The sequence below is a fragment of the Candidatus Formimonas warabiya genome (assembly GCF_002777255.1).
Classification (GTDB): domain Bacteria; phylum Bacillota; class Dehalobacteriia; order Dehalobacteriales; family Dehalobacteriaceae; genus Formimonas; species Formimonas warabiya.
The window spans coordinates 3572363-3588558 of sequence record NZ_CP017634.1; the positions used below are offsets into that span (position 1 = coordinate 3572363).

Genomic DNA, 16196 nt, shown 5'->3' on the forward strand with positions numbered 1-16196 from the left:
TGTTACCAGGATCCCAACAATAGATAAAGCAACAGTTATGCCAATGTACCTATTCTTTTAAAAGAATCCCATTAATTCTTTCATCTCCGCGGATGCCTTGATTTTACCGGCATTTCTCCTCTCCAGGTTTTTCATGAATGAAAGGATCGTTTCGACCAACCGCCCGAAAACGCAAGAAATGGCAAGTAATTACCCGGGAGGACCGGCGATTACTTGCCGTTTCTTGCGTCGAATCGTCATTCGGTCATTGATGTTATCTTTATTTTATGCCCAGTTTACGCATGCGATACTGTAATCCCTGACGGCTGATGCCGAAGGCCTTTGCCGCCTTGGTAATGTTGCCCCCATGCCGCTTTAATTCATCCACCACTTTCACGATTTCCTGCTCCCGAATTTGCTTGGAAACCTCCACGCCTCTTTCCACACTGGGATGATTGACAATATTTAAGCCCAGATTGGATTCCCGGATAAAAAAATAGTTGAATTTTTGGGGAACATATTCCTCGATCAGGATGGTCTGATCCTCGGGGACCATATTCATGGCACATTCTACCCAGTGCTTGAGCTGCCTGACATTGCCCGGCCAATCATATTCCTCCAGGTGCCCATAAATCTCGGGGGAAATTTCATAAATATTTTTTTTCAGTTTGATATTAAAGCACTGGATAAAATAATCGACCAAAATCCGAATATCCCTTTTTCTTATCCGCAAAGGAGGAATCTCAATATTAACTACCGCCAGGCGATAATACAAATCACTGCGCAGCTGTTTTTCCGCAACGGCTTTTGTCGGCTCGCTATTACAGCTGCTAATGATCCGTACATCAACCGGTATTTCATGCTTTCCCCCCAAGCGCCTGACTTTTCTTTCTTCCAATGCCCGCAGCAATTTGCCCTGTAAATTGAGGGGCATGGAATTAATTTCATCTAAAAAAAGCGTGCCCCCGTCCGCTTCTTCAAAGAGACCTTTCCGGTCCGTAGCTCCCGTAAACACGCCTTTCACCGTGCCAAAAATGATCCCCTCCAGCAGGTTTTCCGGGATGGCGGCACAATTAATGGAAATAAGGGGTTTCAGGTTGCGGCTGCTGTTGCTGTGAATACTCTGGGCAAACATTTCTTTTCCCGTTCCGGTTTCCCCATAAAGAAAAACCGGCGAATCGGAGCGGGCGGCACTTTTGGCCCAGAGCAGGCTCTGGCGGATGGCGTCGCTTTCCCCGAGGATATCTTCAAAGGAAAAAAAGCGTTTCTCCGGTAAATAGCCGCTTCCCAGGGTCCCGGCCAAATCACGTTTTCCTTCCTGAAGGGTCTTTTGCAGTTCCACTACTTTGGCAACCATTTCCTCGCTATTTTGCAAGTTCCGATCAATGGCTACGGCACCAAGGGTTTTCGAACCCTGCTTGACGGGAAAATTATTTCCCGTGACGCGCACATACTGGCCGGCACGGGAAAGATAGTAATGAACATAAGCTTTTGACGGCTCTTCCTTTTGCAGACATTTAAACAAGGTGCTGTCCTTTTTCTCAAAATTATAGACATCCCAGGAATATCTCCCCACCACGTCTTCAAATTTTTGGCCGTCAAATTTTAACTGGACCTCATTGCAGTAGATAATTTTTCCTTCCGCATCCACCACAATAATCCCTTCATCAATATGATCCAAAACAATTTTGAAGGCTTCATTGAGCAAAACTGTTTTCGTTTCATCCCGGTTCATGACCTCGGACATGATAACGAAAAAAGTGTTGTTTCCTATCGGTATTGTTTTCACACGCACAATTTTTTGCAGATCAGGCAGGAAAAATTCCCGGGGGCCGCTTTCCCCAAGAGTAAGACCGGGAATCATTTCCCTGATACTTTTTCCCTTTAAAAGAGGATCCTTTACTCCAAGGATTTGGGAAAAAAAGCGGTTAAATATTTCTGGCACTCCTGTTTGAGCGTCTACCACCGCTAATCCCAGATCGATTTCCGAAATAATTGGTTGAAGCAAGTCTTTGATCAGGAAGTTGTTCTGTTCCATTTCTTCACCCCGTCGCAAAATGAATTGGCCTTCTTGTGGCGGTATAACCCGGGCAAAAGGCAGGCAACCTTTTACCCGGGTTAAATGGATCTCCGTGATCTTGGGGATACAGGCAGGGAATGAAATTAGCAAGTCTACATTGAAGCAAGTTCTTAACTTGGTAAGTGCTTTTCTTACCAAGTTTTAGAACTGCAAATGCATGGCTTAATTGGCGTTGGACTCCCGAAGCGGGAGTCTTACGCCAAGTTAGTCAGGTTAAATCAGCTTTTGCTGCTGCAATAATGCGGTCAAATTCTTTTTCCACTTCATCATCCAAAGGCAGTACCTGATGGGTAGCGAGCAACTCCTTTGCTCTTTGTCTGGCAATATCCTCCAGTTTTTCTCCTTTGACAGCCCACTGTTCGAAGGTCTGCCGCTGGCTGATGCCGGGCACCCACAATTCCCCGGCGCGCAACTGTTTCCTGGTATGTTTGTGTTCCAGGAAATTGCCCTGGTTTTCAATGACTTCCGCGACCACATTCACCGCCAGCTTGTCTTCATTCACTTCTACCTCTTTGATGGTTCTCTGAACCAGGGCAGAAATCTCATTGTCAATCACCAGCATCACGTAACACTTGATCAAGGCATTGTCCAAGGACCCGGCGGAACCAATAATATCCACCCCGCCCAGTCCCTGTACCAGGGCATTATACATGTGTTCATAGGCACTCTGGGCATCGGCAATCTTAGAGGCCCCGGAATATCCCCCCGGTGCGCAAGGGATCTGATAGTACCGGGCCAGTTGATTGGCGGCCAGGGCAGCCAGCCCGAACTCAGGAGCAGCCCACAAGCACAAACCGGTTCTCATATCCATAAATCCCGTCCGGGAAGACATGGTTACCGGTGCTCCCGGTCGATAAAGCTGCGCGGCAATGACACCGGCTAACATTTCCGCATTATGCATGGCCGTGCATCCGACTACGGTCATGGGACCCGTAGCACCCATGGTAGGGCTGGGTTCTACGCCAAGAGGAATTCCGGCTGCGACAATATCCAGCATGGCCTCGGCCGGATGCAGGCCATATTCCAGGGGGCTCACCGGGGATACGGGAAGAGTAGCCAGAGGCTTTTCTTTCAGAGCCTTCTCGCTGCCGGCCGCCGCAATCAGAATTTCCAGGATATATTTCATTTCGCGGCAAGATTCCACACAGATACTAAAGGGTTTCGAGCTGTTCCTGAGCAAAGTGGCGGTTTCCAGGGTCAAAATAATTTCTTGGGGAACATCTCTGGGGAAAGAAGGGGAAATAATATGGACATGGTCCAGGGCATCCGCCAACCGGGTAATATCCGCCAAATCCTGCATCAGGGTATCTCTTCTTTGGCCTGTCTCCAAATCAATCACGGAAGGTGCCCCTACCAGAGTCTGGCAGTAGGCTTTTTTCTTGCCGATATCCAGCACGTAACCGTCTTTTCGCCCATACAGCTGGAAAGAGGAGGGGGCTGTTTTCAATCCTTTGTCGATCACATCTTGGGTAAAAACAACGCGGTTTCCTTTCTCTTTACACCCGTGATCCAAAAGCAGTTCTTTCAATCTTTGGGATTGGGTACCGATCCCTACCCGCTTTAGAAGATCCAAACTGGCCTCATGAACCTGGGCCAATTGCTCCTCGGAAAGGTAATCGAATCTCATCCTGCGTGCACCTCCACTAACCTTTTCGCTACGGACACAGCTACGGAAGCATCTTCCGCATAACCGTCGGCGCCGATTTTGTCTGCCCAGGCCTGGTTAATGGGCGCTCCGCCAATCATTACTTTTACCTTTTTTCTCAGGCCTTCTTCTTCCAACAACTCAATAATCTCTTTTTGCCGGCCCACGGTGGTCGTTAACAAGGCGGAAATGCCAATGACATCCGGGTGGTATTCCTTGGCCTTTTGGATAAATTTTTCCGAAGGCACGTCTACACCCAGATCGAATACATCAAAGCCTGCCGTTTTCAACATCATGATCACAATGTTCTTCCCAATTTCATGCAAATCTCCTTGCACCGTTCCCATTAATATTTTGCCTAAGGATACTCTGTTTGTCCCGTCCAGAAGGGGTTCCAGTTTTTTAATCCCGGCATCCATGGCTTTGGCGCCCAGGAGCAGGTCGGGTAAGAAATAATCTCCCGCAGCAAAATGATCGCCCACCTGCTGAATTCCTTTCGTCAAACCGTCATTAATGATCGCCAAGGGGTCCAACCCTGCTGCGATTGCCTTGTCTGTCCATTCGGCCACCAGATCCTCGTCGCCTTCAAAAACCGCTCCTGCCAGCTCTATAAAAATTTGTTCCTGTTCCATCTCCATACCTCCTATCATTTTTTTGCCTGTTGGGCAAAAATTATCTCTTTATTTTTTCTTGATCCCATACTCTTCTTCCGCTTCTTCCACGATCGATCTGATCGTAGCCTCTACCCCCGGTGCCAAAGGCGCTACCTGATGGGTGCTGAGGATATGATTCGCCTCTTCATAGGCCCGCTCCGTAAAGTCTTTTCCCCCGTTCAGCAGCCATGTTTCCCGCATGGTGCGGTCAATTAGCTTGCTTTGGGATTGCTCTCTTTTGAAGTTTTCAAAGGTATGGGCGTGGCTGATGAATTCGCCGCCCGGGCCGATCTCTTTGATAATATCCACCGCCATGTTGGCATCGGTAACACTGATGCCGCCCACAGCTTTTCTGATCATCTTATACATTTCGTTGTCCATGACAAATTGGGCAAAATCAAAAGTGATCCCTAGCTCCAGCATCCCTGCCCCGTAGATCAGATTGGCGCCACCCTGGGCTGCCAAAAGAGCGGTAAGGGTTTTTTCATGAGCTGCTTGAGCATCCGGTATTTTGCTGTCTGCCTACCCACCGGCCACAAAGCTGGGCAACAGGTAGTACTGGGCCATCTTTGCCACCGATGCGCTGATCATGCCCAACTCAGGCGCTCCTACCGGCGCCGTGGTATATCTCATATCCATAATCGTGGTGGAACTGCCATAGATACAGGGAGCACCTTTGCAGGCCAATTGGTTGAGCACGATGGTGGACAATACTTCCGCATTATGGGTGACCAATGTTCCCGCCAAGGTCACCGGAGAGGTGGCTCCCGCCATGGCCATGGAAATGATGTTAATGGCAATACCCGCCCGGGCCGCCTCTATCACCACGTCCGTACATTCAGGAATTAGTTTTAAGAGACTGGTCGGACAAACGTTGAAGGTGATTAAGGGTCTTTCTCTTAATTGATCCTTTCCTCCGGCCACTGCCTGGGCCATCTTGATCAATTTTCTCGCATTCTTCACGCCGTCGGCGCCGATAAAAAAGTGTTTGGTGGTATTGGGAAAAATGGCCTCCGCATTATGGAGAGATTGGACATGTCCCGGTTGATCCTGGGCAACCACGGCCCGGTAGGATATGTCCATTTCCGATAAATAGTCGCTCATGCGGGCAGCATTGGCTACGTCTGCTTTGGTCGTAGTCCGGTATTTGCGCGTCACCGGGTCAATCACATTAACCCCTTCCCCAAAGTTGACAAATCCGACCCGGTTCGCCTCCATACAATAATCCTTGTTGGGATCACGACCAGCCAGGATCAGGGTACCGGGTGTGGAACGGATGGCGTCTTCCACCAGGTAAGGAGGAATCTTGACAATATTGGTCTTGGGGTCGACAAAGGCGCCGCCGCCGTCAAAAAGATCCCGGGCTTCCGGACTGTCTACCCGGACCCCTACATGGTGCAGGACATCCAAAGTAGCGCAGTGAATGGCATACAATTCATCTTGGCTAAAAGTATTGAGCGCAAAACCATCCATCCGGTTAAACCCTGCGTGTAAATTCCTTGCCACTTCTTTCACCTCCGAAAATTTTTCCGCATCTTGCTTTTTTATTCCGCATACATTCCTTTGCGATGGGCCGTTAAATAACCCATACAAAACTTGTCTTTACCTAAAAGGGCCTGCGTCCCGTAAACAAACCCCATCATGGTCTTATCCAAAGGATTGAAGATGTATCCATCCATGCCCATGCCCATGGTTAGTACGGTGAAAAGCCTGTTTAATATTTTTCGGTTCGGCAGTCCGTAAGATATATTGCTCAACCCGCAGATCTTGTGCACACGGGGAAACTCTTCGGTAATTAAGCGTACGGTATCCAAAACTTCGATCCCGGCATTGTTGCTGACACTGACGGGCTTTACCAAAGGGTCAAAATAGATATCCTCTTCCGGAACCCCTGCTTCTGTTAAACCTTTATACAAAGCGCGGGCCACCTTCATGCGGTCTTCTCCCGTTTCAGGCATGCCATGATCGTCCATGCAGAGAGCGACAATTTTGGCTTGATATTTTAACACTAAAGGCAGAATTTGCTCATAGCGCTCTTTTTCTCCCGTAATGGAGTTAATCATGGGCTGGCCATACTTGACTAAGGCCAGTCCGGCTTCAATCGCTTTCGGGTTGGGGCTGTCTAAGCACAAGGGAGCCTGCACAGCTTCCTGAACGGTGTTTACCAACCACTCCATTGTCTCAATTTCGTCAAAAACTTGGGTTCCACAGTTAATATCGATATAGTTTGCGCCGGCCTCAAACTGGTCCAGGGCAATTTTTTTAATTCCCGCCGCATCCCGTGCTTCTACTAATTCATTAATTTGCTTTCGACTGGTATTGATCAGTTCTCCCACAATAAGCATGAACTTCATCCTCCTGTTCCTTCCTGATTCCATCAGGCACCTTTTGTTTTGTAATTGCTTTCCCGTAATTTATCCTTTTCCCGGTTGACCCAGGATCGGTATTCCCCCGGACTTGCTGCTGTTAAACCCATTTGTTCCAAAATGGGGATTACTTCGTAAACCGTCCGATAGCCTTCATTGATATCTTTACTGTTTTGGGCCACTCCGGCAAAACCAAGCTGGGGGGGGATTAAAGAAGTAACTACATTTGCCCCTGCCTTTATTCTGTCCTGCAGTCCGTCAATCCCGTCCACATCAAGAGATGCCGGAATTAATCGGTCCGGGAAAAGCAGGCGCATCACGGCAATGACCTTTAATTCCTGGACCCGGGAAGAAGTTCTCCATCCTTCCATGGGGGTGCCTTTCTGGGGCACAAAACTCATGACCCGAACCTGGCGGGCGCCCATGCGGGACATATGCTCCAGAGAAATCAGGATATCAGAAAGGGACTCGCCTACCCCGGTCAATAAGCCTTCTTCCACCAGCATGCCTGCTTTCAAGGCCATTTTTTTGCTGTGCAACCGGGCATCATAACTTTGGTCAATGCGCAGCTTGTTAAACAGCACTTTGCTGTGGGTTTCCTGATAACAGGCATACCAATCGGCACCGGCAGCGGCCAATTTCTTCAAGGCATCTTCCGGAACAACTCCCGGAGAGATCATTACAGGTAATTTGGTTTCCCTTTTTACTTGGCTGATCAGGTCTGCCAGATCATCGAATCCCTTTTGTCTCTGGTAAAAAGGGTCCTCTCCTAAGGTTAAGTCAATCAGATGAACACCGGATTCTTTTAATCTGACAGCCGCTTCTATGGTCTCATCAACATTTTTCCGGTACCGGTTGCTTTCCGGGTTTGATCGGCGGTAATAACAGAAGGTACAGTCATTGCGGCACCAGGTAGAAAAATAGATAAAACCATAGAGAAAGATTTTTTGACCAAAATACCTTTCCCGCCTGTCCCGGGCAGCCTGAAAAAGTTTTTCCAGATCCTCGTCCTTATTTAAATTAAGTAAGAACATGATTTTCTCAGGGGAAACCGGCCTGCCTGAAAGCCCCTGATCCAACAAATTGTCTAAGTAATAAGTTTCCTGGCTCAAAAAACACCCACCTTCTCGCAACATCTCTGGGAAAAAGTCTGTTTTCCGGAATTTCCGAAAATTACATCTTTTCTCCTTCCTGCTTCATCATGATTCCTGCCGTGAAATATTTTTCATGAATCCCCTCCTTCAAAACCACCAAAGAGAAATGTTTTTGGTACTGACATGTTTTTGCAAAACATGTGCCAATTTTTCGGATCGCCATTTCTTTCGCCCGTGTTTGCCTTTTCATCGTTTATGTAACGTTTTTCAGAAAGCCATTCCCTAGGAAAACCTTGAGGAGGCAGAGAGGAAACGATAAAAAGAGTAAAAAATCGCAGAATTCATTCTGCGATTTTTTACTCTTTTTTACTATTTTCTGAATTTCCCCTTTGTTAGAATCCCATCTGATCTTTCATCCGCCTATGAATTGAACCTATTTCATTCCGTACTTGCGCAACCGGTACAAGAGGGATTGCCTGCTCATTCCCATCTCATGAGCGGCCTTCGTAATATTGCCTTTATGGCGTTCTAACATTTCTTTGATTTTAATACATTCCTGTTCTTTAATCTGATTGACAATGTCTCTATATTTTATGCCGTAGGGACCATCCTCTATTTTTTCTTGTGGTTTATTGTTGTTAAAATTAAAAATATGGTCTTCCTTGGGGGTATAATTTTCATCGAGAATGTTCTCGTTCTCCGGGACCAGATTCATGGCACATTCCACCCAATGTTTCAGCTGTCTCACATTTCCCGGCCAACTGTAGTCCTTGAGAAATTTTTCAATTTTGGGAGATACCGCGCATATCTTCTTGCCAAATAGCTCGTTAAAATAATTGATATAGTATTCTACCAGTAGTTTAATGTCGTTACGCCTGATGCGCAGAGGGGGTATTTTAATGGTTACAACCGCTAAGCGAAAAAACAAATCACTCCGTAATTGAGACGTGATCTCCCGGTTTGGCTCCAAATTACAACTGCTAATTAAACGGACATCCACAGGAATCTCCGTTTTTCCTCCTAAGCGCCGCACTTTTCTTTCTTCCAATACTCTTAAGAGCTTACTCTGCAAATTGAGGGACATAGAATTTATTTCATCGAGAAAAAGTGTCCCGGTATCGGCTTCTTCAAATAATCCTTTATGGTCATTGGCACCGGTATAAACCCCTTTTACCGAACCGAAAAGAATCCCTTCCAGAAGGCTTTCCGGAATCGCCGCACAGTTGATGGCGATAAAAGGGTTCTTCGATCTGTTGCTGGCCGCATGAATACTCTGGGCAAACATTTCCTTTCCGGTCCCGGTCTCACCCAGAAGCAATACAGGTGACTCCGTAACGGCAGCTCTTCTCGCCCAGGATAAAGCCTCTTGAATGTGCTCGCTTTCTCCTAAGATATCATCAAAGGTATAATATTTCTTTTTTGAACCGGTGTCGAAAGATGCCATTCCTTGTTCCATCTGGTGCTGGTGCAGCTTCTTTTGCAGTTCAATGATCTTACCCACCATTTCCTCACTTTTCTTTAAATTCCGGTAGACCGCTACCGCCCCAACCACCTTGCCGTCAATGGTCACAGGAAAATTGTTGCCCGTCACCCGGACATATTGTCCCCCATTGGTGATATAGTAATGGACATAATCCCCGAACGATTGTCCTGTCTCAAGTACTTTTAACAAGGTACTGATTTCCCGGTTGAATTGATAAACATCCCAGGTGTATCTCCCATTAATCTCCTTCATTTTTAGTTCATCAAACTCCAGTTGCACCTGATTCAGGTAAACAATTCTTCCTTCCCCGTCCACAATGATTAAACCCTCATCAATATTGTCAAGGGCAACCTCATAGGCCTTCCGAAGCAATGTTGCTCTCTCCCTATCCTGATCACCCCTGGATAAAACAAGTAAATATAGCTTTTCCTGGCTTTCATCATCTAAAATCCTTACTTTCACATTGATTATTTGCTCTCTCTCAGGAATGAGATAGGCCTGGGAACTATGCTCTATTAAATGCAAACCCGGCATAATTTCGTCCAAAACAGCTCCCGCTACATCAGAAGCCGACATTCCTAACACTTGGAAAACTTGCTCGTTACAGAGCTTAATCACTCCGGAACTGTCCACAACTAAAATTGCTTCATCTATTTCCTGAATGATTTGTTCCAGCAACTGCCTTTGGCATGTCATATCAAGATTCAATGTTGCACACCTCCGCATTTAGTCAGCTTCATTCCTGTAAAGTGATAAAGTCTGTGAAGATAATATTTGACCTTTATCGGTTAATTCCTTCAGAAATTCTTTTCCATCCGATGAAATTAATCTTTCTCACAGACGGGGGTGTTTATCTCTCCCTGCGCTATGTAAATGACTTGAGGACAGTTAACGGATTACCAAAAATAGACTTCCCTTAAAGAGGAGGGCTTATCATGGATGGGGAAACAGGACGGCTCTATCCGGATCGAAGGATAGGGACACCAAATCGCCTAATTGAAGCCTACAAGGAGAGGGAACGTTGGCATTGATCCTGTTTCCGGTAATTTTGTGCGCCAGAACAGCGCTGTAGTTTTCTCCTTTGTAGTTCATCTCACAAATCTGAAAATTTTTCTCACCTGTGAAACCAATCCGTACTGCGGAGGGACGAAACATGGCCTGATAGAGGCCGTCCGGCCGGTCTACGCGGAATGTGATCATGTCGCTTGTGAAAACATGATCTTTGATGCTGCCGTCTACATAGACAGCATCTCCAAAATATTCAGCAACTTCACGGCTGACGGGAGATTCAAAGATGATCTCAGGCGTGTCATACTGCACCACTTCACCATGCATCATAAGAGCGACTTTATCAGACATACTTAACGCTTCCTGCCAGTCATGGGTCACCAGCACAGTGGTAATCTTAAACTCTCGCTGCAGTCTAAGCACCAGGTGGCGCATATCCTGGCGCAGGTTTTCATCCAAACTGAAAAAGGGCTCATCCAGCAACAACACATTGGGCCCTGCGGCCAGCGCCCTGGCCAGGGCCACCCGCTGAATCTGCCCGCCGGACATTTGATGAGGCTTGCTCTTTTCAAAGCCTTTCAGCTGCACCTTTTCCAACAGCTCCGCAGCGGTTTTCAAATATTCCTTTTTAGACGCCCCACGCATTTTCAAAGGAAAGCCGATATTCTCTTCTGCCGTCAGATGGGGAAACAGGCGGAAATCCTGAAAGACGATCACGGTGCCCCGCTTGTAAGGAGGCAATTTGTCCGCACATTTCCCGTCCAGTATAATCGAACCGCCGGATTGAGGAATGATCCCGGCAATGGTTTTTAAGAGCGTACTTTTCCCACAGCCGGATGCCCCCAAAAGAGAGACGAAGGTGCCGTTTTCTACCGTAAGACTGACAGATTTGATGATTTCTTTCCCTGAAAGAGACACGGAGATTTTTTGCAAAGAGAGCTCCAACAGTCTCCCTCCTTTAGTCCATCTTGCCATACCAGAAAACAAATTTTTTCATACAGAGTTCGATGAGAACGAAAACAATCATCGTGGACAGGATAAATAACAAAGCATAAGCAGAAGCGATGGTCCGGTCCCCGCCCTGAATAAAGGGGATCATGACGATGGTGAGGGTTTTGACCTTGCCGCCTCCGATCATCAGCGTTAAAAAGTATTGGCTGAATGAGATGATATACCCCATGCTGGCCGCAGACATCATTCCCGGCATAATCAGGGGCAGTGTGACATAGAAAAATGCCTTTCCCGGTGGAACGCCAAGAACCTGGGCCTGCGTCTCCAGCGTTTTCCCTACGGCATGGGTGAGATCTGTCATAATATTTACCGTATAGGGCAAGGCATAGATCAAATGGACAAGGATCACGCCCAGAAAGGTATCTGCCAATCCCAGATGTATGAATACCACATGGATGCCCATGGCGAAAGCCGTACCAGGAACAATAATCGGCAAGATGGTGCCAAATGAAACCAGCGATTTGCCCTTAAAATCATAAAATACCAGGGCCCGGGCGGTCATCATGCCAATGACGGCCGCAAGCACCGCCACAATGAAGGAAAGTCCCATACTGGAAAGCAGTACAGAGAGCACATGGTTATGAGGGCCCAACAGCTCCTCCACGGCACGCAGGGAAAACCCTTCCGGTGCAAGATGAGGCCAGGTCCACCGGCTGGAAAAACTCCAGACCGGCAAAAGGAAAAGAGGTACCACAATAGAAAAAACTGAGGTATACAAAAACATCTGCAGCAACCTGCGCTTTTTAAATCTCATTCCGGTCACCACTTGTTTGATTGGTCTTTCCGGACAGTAAATAATAAACTGCGGATATGGCCAGTGTTATTAACAGCATTACCCCATTCATCGCCATCGCATAGGAACGGTGGCGTAAATCGGGATCGATATATTCGATATAGGCCTGAACGGGCAGGGCCTTTGGTAAAGTTGCCCCCAGCAGAAAGGGCAGCTCATAAGCGCCAAAGGAAAAGGCGAAAATGATTAAAAAAGCTTTATGCACCGCCGGCATAGAGAGAGGCAGGGTCACATAAAAGAAAGATTTTATTCCCGAAGCGCCCAGGTTTTCCGCGGCCTCACCCAGTGTGGTATTAATACTTGCCATTAACGCCAATACAAAATAAGCGACAAAGGGGACTTCCTTCCATAGATAGGCGATGATAATACCTGTGTTGTTTGTACTGAATAAGAGGGCAGGAAAGTCTCCCTGTACATGCAGAAGGTTCAAAGCATAAAGAATGCGCGCCAGTAAGCCATTTTGAGAGAAGAACATGATCACGAATAAGGCCACAACCATGTGGGGGATCAGAATAGGCAGTTTGATCACCTGCAAGATTTTCCCCCCCACCTTGCCGTTTAAAACAAGAGCAGCGCAAAGCAGCACGCCGAATATCGTTGCCAGTACGGATGAAACCAGAGCAATGACAAGACTGACCCGGATAGAGGCGAGCAGGGTTGGCTCCTGGAAGGCCTCTTGATAATACTGAAGCGTAAAATCAGTCATATCAAAGGCCGGAATATATCCCAGACTCTGGATCAAGGCATTGCCGATACCTAAAAAGAAAAGAAAGCCGAGTACCAGTATAGGCAAAAGGAGCAGGTAGGGGGTCCATTGAGATGAGCGGCCCATTACTTGCCTACCACCTCTTCCGCCCAGATTTCCTCAATGAGCGGAACCAAATGTGCCGGCATTTCCGGTAATCTTTTGGAAAGGAGCTCATCTTGAGGAATCGTCCCCTTGCCGATATCCACTTGATCGAATAAGGCTTTTTCATCAGCCGTCAATTTGCTATATTCCACCACAGGCAAGGCCTTCAGTTCGGAGAATTGGGTTGCCTGCAACTCAGCGGAAAGGATTTCGTTGATCGCAGCCATGGCGGCCGCCTTGTGCGGCGAGTTTGCGGCAATAGCGATATAGTTTGTGTTGCCGATGGTGCCTTTATCGAAGAGAAAAGACCGGGCCGTATCCGGATAAATACCCTTTTCAATCGAGACCGCAACGGAATAGGGGCTATAACTCATGTTCAAGACCAGTTCACCGTCGGCAAACATGTTATCTACCTCGGTAGAAGTAGCCGGGAAGGTTTTTCCCTGATTCCACAAATAGGGGTTCAGCTCTCTAAGGTAAGCCAATGCCGGCTCGATGGCAGCTTTGACCGTCTCCTTATCGGCCGGCATATCCATGAACTGTTCATAGCCCACCATATCATAGATGACATTGCGCACAAAAGCACTGCCCGTAAAGTCCGGCAGAGCAGGATAGGTAACCTTTCCCGGATATTTTTTCACATACTCCAGAAGCTCCGCCGTGTTTTTCGGTGTTTCGGGGGTCACAGCGCTGTTATTGATTAGAACCAGCTGCGCCTTGCCATAGGGGGCCTCATATCCCTCAATGGGATAACCAAAATCCTTTTGGATTTCTGCCCCATCAGCGTCAATGTATTTTTGAAAATTAGGCAGCTTATCGGCAAAAGGCCCAAAGAGCAACCCGTTTTCTTTGGCGGAATAGAAGTTTTCCCCGTTGATCCAGATCATATCAATAGAGCCGTTTTCCTGTCCCGCCTGTTTTTCGCCGGACAGCTTGGCCAGAATCTGGTCAATATCCATGGGCACACGCTCCAGGGTGATGTCATACTTATTTTTTAAAGCAGAAGCTACCGTAGTATCCAGCCATTTGTTTCTCTGTTCATCGCCGCCCCATCCGTAAAAACTGACCGTTGTGCCCTTTGCCTGTTCGATCATGGTGTCAAAATCGGTATTGACGTCAAATTCTTTGGAGGCCCCATCTTCTTTCCCGCCCGAACAGCCTGCAAGGATAAATAATGCCCCCACTGTAACCAACAGTAAATAAATTACTTTTTTTATCATATGTAACACCCTTCTCCATTTATTTAAAATTTGATTTATGCCCGTCAACTTTCCGATATATTAGACTTTGTGAAAAATGGTCCAACTAGTTTAAGGAATCCGTCTGGTGCAGATATTCTAAATTCAAAGGGATCTTGCTCTCATCGCCCCGGCGGATGTGAGTAAAGCCGCACTCAAAGAGCATTTTGCGGCAGCGGGCCATATCCATGCCGCGATTTTTAGAGGTATCGCCCTGGCAGTCCCGGGGATTTGCCCCGCTTTCTGCCGTAATGATGTTGGCGCCGGAGGCATAACTGAGCGCATTGGGTTCGTGAACACCGATGTAGGCCATGGTGGGTACGGTAAGAGAACAGAGAGCGATTACGGCCACAATGTGGGCAAGCCTTAACTCGCTGATTTGGCCGTACTTTGCTAGAGGCGTTCCCGGAACCGCCACCCTGCGCATGGCGGCATGCTGTGTGATGCCCATTTCTACGCCGATAAATATATTGTCCACCAGTTCATCTACGGTATGTTCCGGACCGATGGGCTCACAGCATGTATACAGTTCAAGGCCTGCATCAAGTGCATGGCGCATGGTCCGGATACGGTCTTCCGGCTTTAAATTGGTGTCTTTCCCCTCTCCGATCCGGCAGACGTGATAGATCCCGGTGACACCTGCCTTGCGGATTTCTTGGAGCGCTTCAAGACCGGAATCTCCTACATTCGCCCAGATCTGCGTCGTTTCAGAAGCCGATTTTCTGGCCTGACGAATGACGCGCAAATAATGATCCAGATCATACTGATGCATGGTCATCAAATAGAGACCATACAGGTCGCCAAATTTGCAAAAGCCTTCTATCTTTTCATAGAGTTCCTCCTCGCTCATATGACTGGAGGTAAATTTCGTGTGTCCATCCCCAAAAACGCAGAATTTGCAGCCCCCCGGGCAAAGAGATATATCTACGCCAATCTGTCCCAGGATAACGGCGGAGTTATCGTTTTTACTCCGGATGATACTGCCGGCCGTGCTGCGGAGCAGCCCGGACGCAAAGCTTGTCTCCTCCAAAGACAGCAGGTATTTACAGTCTTGCCGGGTCAGCGGGATGCTGCACCAGGCTTTTTCTAGTATCCTGTGCAATTCGGCTTCAATTTTCATCTTTTTTCTCTCTTTCTTTACCGGTTGATCCGGTATCTGCCCTCAAAATAGATCTGATAAACAGGTTCCTTTCTATGATCATACCAATAAGCGGCCTTTTCGTAAAGATAGCGGGCAACCGGTAATTCTGCCCGGCCAGAGCGCCGCTTGTATCCTGCCCGGGAGAAAAGGCGGTGATGCAGCTGTTTCCGGTCGCAATAGCGCTATTTCCTGTTTTGTCTATCATGACCTCCTTCCCCCGATTCTTGTATAAATCTTATTATCAGCAAGAAAGTAATATAGACTTTGTCTGATACCAGACAAAGTCTATATTACAAAAATATTATAAATTTGTGCGTAAAAGAAGTCAATCATATCTGGTTTTTTTTTCTAAATACAATAAAATTAGTATTAATAGCCTCTAAGATAGGGATCGTCCGGATACCTTGTTTTTCAAAGCAGAACGTATTACAATAATTAAAATAAAAAAGCGGGGGATATGATGAAACAGTCAAAATGTGCCTGCGAAGGAGCTTATCTGGATAAATTTATCCGTCCTTCCATTCTGTTGGAGTTATATGATCAGGAACTAAACGGATTGCAGCTTTTAAAGCATGTAAATCAGGGAACGATGTCAAGATATGGGAAACTTGATCCAACCGGCTTTTATCGGATGCTGAAAAACATGGAGGAAACCGGTTATATCTCTTCCCATTGGAAAATTACGCAAAAAGAAAAACCTGTTAAAGTATATTCGATTACCAATAAGGGAACAGCCTGTTTAAAAACTTGGGAACACACTTTAGGGCAGTATATTAAAGATATTGGTGAACTTTTAGCCCATATTATTGAAAAAACAAAATAATATGGGCTAAATTGATCATCTCCTTAAAAATA

Annotated in this window: 14 protein-coding genes and 1 pseudogene; 1 reads left to right on the plus strand and 14 read right to left on the minus strand. The window is 47.0% G+C overall.

From position 1 onward, the window contains the following. Window positions 1–259: 259 nt before the first annotated feature. The 14 genes and pseudogenes from DCMF_RS16375 to DCMF_RS16440 form a co-directional block, all read right to left on the minus strand. Window positions 260–2017, minus strand: coding sequence for a sigma-54 interaction domain-containing protein (locus tag DCMF_RS16375; RefSeq protein WP_148135409.1), 1758 nt, complete (start codon window positions 2015–2017; stop codon window positions 260–262). Window positions 2018–2267: 250 nt separating this feature from the next. After that, a complete protein-coding gene (locus DCMF_RS16380) occupies window positions 2268–3686 on the minus strand; it encodes a trimethylamine methyltransferase family protein (RefSeq protein WP_148135410.1) in 1419 nt (472 codons plus the stop codon). Beyond that, entirely contained in the window at window positions 3683–4336 is a 654-nt protein-coding gene (locus DCMF_RS16385; RefSeq protein WP_148135411.1) for a corrinoid protein, read from the minus strand. Before DCMF_RS16385 ends, DCMF_RS16380 begins: the two co-directional genes overlap by 4 nt. Window positions 4337–4384: 48 nt before the next feature. Further along, window positions 4385–5830, minus strand: a pseudogene (gene mttB, locus DCMF_RS29705) ([trimethylamine--corrinoid protein] Co-methyltransferase). Window positions 5831–5901: 71 nt separating this feature from the next. Next, complete coding sequence (locus DCMF_RS16400; RefSeq protein WP_148135414.1) at window positions 5902–6702, minus strand: methyltetrahydrofolate cobalamin methyltransferase; 801 nt, start codon at window positions 6700–6702, stop codon at window positions 5902–5904. 32 nt (window positions 6703–6734) lie between these two features. After that, window positions 6735–7835, minus strand: a complete 1101-nt coding sequence (pylB, locus tag DCMF_RS16405; RefSeq protein WP_335582352.1) for a methylornithine synthase PylB — start codon at window positions 7833–7835, stop codon at window positions 6735–6737. Window positions 7836–7896: 61 nt separating this feature from the next. Next, the gene (locus DCMF_RS29280; RefSeq protein WP_214658667.1) at window positions 7897–8067 is read right to left on the minus strand and encodes a hypothetical protein; all 171 of its coding nucleotides are present in this window, start codon (window positions 8065–8067) and stop codon (window positions 7897–7899) included. 183 nt (window positions 8068–8250) lie between these two features. Beyond that, window positions 8251–10008, minus strand: coding sequence for a sigma-54 interaction domain-containing protein (locus DCMF_RS16410; protein WP_236860044.1), 1758 nt, complete (start codon window positions 10006–10008; stop codon window positions 8251–8253). A gap of 225 nt (window positions 10009–10233) precedes the next feature. Beyond that, on the minus strand, window positions 10234–11253 hold the full coding sequence (locus DCMF_RS16415; protein WP_236860045.1) for an ABC transporter ATP-binding protein: 1020 nt from the start codon (window positions 11251–11253) through the stop codon (window positions 10234–10236). A 13-nt stretch (window positions 11254–11266) separates the two neighbouring features. After that, window positions 11267–12073, minus strand: a complete 807-nt coding sequence (locus DCMF_RS16420) for an ABC transporter permease (protein ID WP_148135416.1) — start codon at window positions 12071–12073, stop codon at window positions 11267–11269. After that, window positions 12063–12944, minus strand: coding sequence for an ABC transporter permease (locus DCMF_RS16425; protein ID WP_148135417.1), 882 nt, complete (start codon window positions 12942–12944; stop codon window positions 12063–12065). Before DCMF_RS16425 ends, DCMF_RS16420 begins: the two co-directional genes overlap by 11 nt. Then, window positions 12944–14179: an ABC transporter substrate-binding protein gene (locus DCMF_RS16430; RefSeq protein WP_418219658.1), complete on the minus strand. Its 1236-nt coding sequence runs from the start codon at window positions 14177–14179 to the stop codon at window positions 12944–12946. Before DCMF_RS16430 ends, DCMF_RS16425 begins: the two co-directional genes overlap by 1 nt. An 88-nt stretch (window positions 14180–14267) precedes the next feature. Next, window positions 14268–15320, minus strand: coding sequence for a radical SAM family protein (locus tag DCMF_RS16435; protein ID WP_148135419.1), 1053 nt, complete (start codon window positions 15318–15320; stop codon window positions 14268–14270). Continuing rightward, the gene (locus tag DCMF_RS16440; RefSeq protein WP_148135420.1) at window positions 15310–15546 is read right to left on the minus strand and encodes a hypothetical protein; all 237 of its coding nucleotides are present in this window, start codon (window positions 15544–15546) and stop codon (window positions 15310–15312) included. Before DCMF_RS16440 ends, DCMF_RS16435 begins: the two co-directional genes overlap by 11 nt. 252 nt (window positions 15547–15798) lie before the next feature. Between DCMF_RS16440 and DCMF_RS16445 the strand changes: the two genes are divergently transcribed. Continuing rightward, window positions 15799–16164, plus strand: coding sequence for a PadR family transcriptional regulator (locus tag DCMF_RS16445; protein WP_148135421.1), 366 nt, complete (start codon window positions 15799–15801; stop codon window positions 16162–16164). Window positions 16165–16196 lie beyond the last annotated feature (32 nt).